Raw genomic sequence first — 3019 nt, forward strand, 5'->3', positions numbered from 1 at the left:
ACCTGAGCTACTACCAACAAGAGAACAAGGGTTTAAAGTACAGCCAAGAAGATGGGTTGTAGAAAGGACTTTTGCTTGGGTTAATAGGAATAGAAGGCTATCGAAGGAGTATGATTTACTCACAACATCCACTGAGAATTTCATATACCTAGCTATGAGTAGGGTTATGTTAAAGAGGGAATATGCTTGAATTTACTAGTTTCCGGACAACCTCTTACAATTACGTTGTACAGTTCTCCTTCTATTTCGTTATACACTTTATAAGCCTCACAATAAAAATTGAATATAAAAATTATTACTAATATGGTATAATTATTATGAAAAAGCGTGCTATGCTTTAACAATAAGCTAGTATATAAATATGGGGCTGTAAATCAAAAATTTTAGCAATCTAAAGAAATTTTACTATTACCTTCTATATTGAATTCTCTACGAAGATCAGCAGACAAGTTTATGCTTTCCCAAGAAAATCCACCGTCACTTTCTGACTCTTGACCAAAATGTCCATAACAGGCTGTACGTTTATATATAGGATGATTAAGCGATAAATGCTTGATTATGCCTTTTGTTGATAAATCTATATTATTCTCGATAAACTTTTTAATTACTCTTTCCTCTACCTTATTCGCACCAAATGTATCAATATAGAATGAAGTAGGTTTTGATACACCAATTGCATAAGAAAGCTGCACAAGACAACGTTCAGCCAAACCTGCAAAGACAATATTTTTAGCAAGATATCTTGCCATATAAGCCGCAGATCTATCAACTTTGGTTGCATCTTTTCCGGAAAACGCTCCTCCACCGTGTGGAATATAACCTCCATAAGTATCAACCATAATTTTTCGTCCGGTTAATCCACAATCACTAACCGGTCCACCAATAACAAATCTACCAGTTGGATTGACTAAGAGATTTTCCTCAGGACACATCCATCCTTCAGGTAAAGATGAAACTATGTAAGGGTAAATTATTTCTTTTACTTTTGATTGATCCAAATCCTCAGGGTGCTGTATTGAGACAATAATACTTTCAGCACGTACCGGGAGGTTATTCTCATATGCCAAAGTGATTTGTGACTTTGCATCTGGACCAAGTTTTGCTTCTTTAACTGCGCTCATGATATTTTTCAGAATCGAGTGTGCATAAAAAATGGGTGCCGGAATAAGGTTTTCTGTCTCTGTTGTTGCATAGCCATACATTATGCCCTGATCTCCAGCACCTTGATCCAACCCTATTGCAATGTCATTTGATTGCTCATGCAGCAATATATTTACTTTCACTTTTCTCCAGTGGAACCCATCGTGCTTGTAACCAATATCTTTTATTGTATTCCGTACAATACTTTCAATCCTGCTATTTTTGATGTTAGGCCCAAACACTTCCCCAGCTATAATAACGTTATCTTTGGTGACTAAAGTCTCTATTGCAGCTCGCGCAAAAGGATCAGTAAAAAGGTACTCATCAAGTATTGCATCTGAAATTTGATCTGCTACTTTATCTGGATGACCAGCCGCCACTGATTCACTGGTTACTAAATTTTTATATAAACTCATGTTTTTGCTTATACAATATCAAAACCGCTATAGAAAACACAGTTAGTAACTACTAAATGGTGGGTCTGGGAAGAGTTGAACCTCCGACCTCACGCTTATCAGGCGTGCGCTCTAACCACCTGAGCTACAGACCCCTGATTTATTCAAGCTGAAGCTTTCATATTATCTGTAGGCAAGATATCAATAAAAGTCTTTTTATTTGCTGATCTTCTAAAGCTGACCCAGCCTTCTATTTTAGCAAAAATCGTATGATCTTTACCTATACCAACATTCTTTCCAGGATGGAATTTTGTGCCTCTTTGGCGCACAATTATGTTACCAGGAATAACCTTCCCATTCTTCTTTATTCCTAACCTACGACCCGCTGAATCTCTACCATTACAGGAACTACCACCTGATTTTTTAGTTGCCATATCTTACCTCTTACTTTTGAAGACTAATTTCATTTATACGAAGAACAGTTATATACTGCCTATGACCAGTTTTCCTACGGTAATTTTTTCTTCTTTTCTTCTTAAAGATTATAATTTTTTCCCCCCTGCACTGCTCCAACACTTCAGCTTTAACAGTAGCATTAGATGAATAAGATAAGCCACTATTTGAAATACAAATCACCTTATTGATTTCCACCTCTTTTTTTTCTTCAGCTTCTAACTTCTCTACCTTTATTATACTACCTTCTTTTACTAAATATTGCTTTCCACCAGTCTCAATTACTGCAAACATGATAAATATAAATTATTGTTATTAACTTTAATCGTAAACGATGTCATATACGCTGTCAATATAAATAAAAAGCATGACTTAACGTTCTTTTTGAGCTACTAAAATACTTCTATCTGTTTTCATCTTTTATCTACCTTTTCTCAGACAGTAGACTTCTTGCATAACCTAAGCAGAAAAAAGGCAAATAGTTATTATAGCTCTAAGTTTACCGACACCGTCATGCAAGTAGCCCCTTCTCCTGTCATCCGAGTAGCTTGACACTGGTTCCTTTATGACGATGTCATCCAAGTGTCAGCTACTCGGATGACAAAAAAAGGAGCACTAGGATGACATCATCCTTTTTTGGGATTCCAGTGTCACGCACTGGGATGACAGCAGTCCTACGTCATACCGCCGCGAACCGTCATACCGCGATTCATTCGCGGTATCTCAGCCGCTAACAAGCAGCGGGATGACGATTGTCGTTTAGCCATAAACATTAAGGAATTTACCAAATAAAAAAAAAGGCAAAAGAAACCCTAGTCATTGTCTATTTTCAGTATTGGCGTTTTTTAAGTCTTAAACACTGCAATTTAGCTGCTTTTAATTGCAACTAACCTACGCTGCAAATGTTTAAGAAATTTACTAAGCAGAAAAAAAGACAAAGGACCCCCGAGTTAGCTAGTCTTTTACTATCTCTGTCGAGTATTGGCATTTTTTGATGTCTTGTAACGCTTTATAAGCGCGTTCAGCTTATT

4 protein-coding genes and 1 tRNA gene are annotated in these 3019 nt (G+C 36.6%); 1 reads left to right on the top strand and 4 read right to left on the bottom strand.

The window, feature by feature from the left end; translation table 11 throughout:
• Positions 1-190, top strand: a 190-nt coding sequence (locus tag OZD64_RS01805) for a transposase (RefSeq protein ID WP_274999142.1), incomplete at its 5' end; no start/stop codon positions are given.
• A 193-nt stretch (positions 191-383) separates the two neighbouring features.
• Here OZD64_RS01805 and metK read toward each other — a convergent pair.
• The 4 genes from metK to rplU all read right to left on the bottom strand — a co-directional run bounded on the left by metK (position 384) and on the right by rplU (position 2282).
• The gene (metK, locus tag OZD64_RS01810) at positions 384-1556 is read right to left on the bottom strand and encodes a methionine adenosyltransferase (protein ID WP_274999202.1); all 1173 of its coding nucleotides are present in this window, start codon (positions 1554-1556) and stop codon (positions 384-386) included.
• Positions 1557-1613: 57 nt separating this feature from the next.
• Positions 1614-1690, bottom strand: a tRNA-Ile gene (locus tag OZD64_RS01815).
• Positions 1691-1699: 9 nt separating this feature from the next.
• Positions 1700-1969 (bottom strand): 50S ribosomal protein L27, encoded by a 270-nt coding sequence (gene rpmA, locus OZD64_RS01820; protein ID WP_010082252.1) that lies wholly within the window; start codon positions 1967-1969, stop codon positions 1700-1702.
• 10 nt (positions 1970-1979) lie between these two features.
• The gene (gene rplU / locus OZD64_RS01825) at positions 1980-2282 is read right to left on the bottom strand and encodes a 50S ribosomal protein L21 (protein ID WP_010082251.1); all 303 of its coding nucleotides are present in this window, start codon (positions 2280-2282) and stop codon (positions 1980-1982) included.
• Between the last annotated feature and the right edge of the window lie 737 nt (positions 2283-3019).

It is taken from the genome of Wolbachia endosymbiont of Drosophila tristis (assembly GCF_028981745.1).
GTDB lineage: Bacteria > Pseudomonadota > Alphaproteobacteria > Rickettsiales > Anaplasmataceae > Wolbachia > Wolbachia pipientis.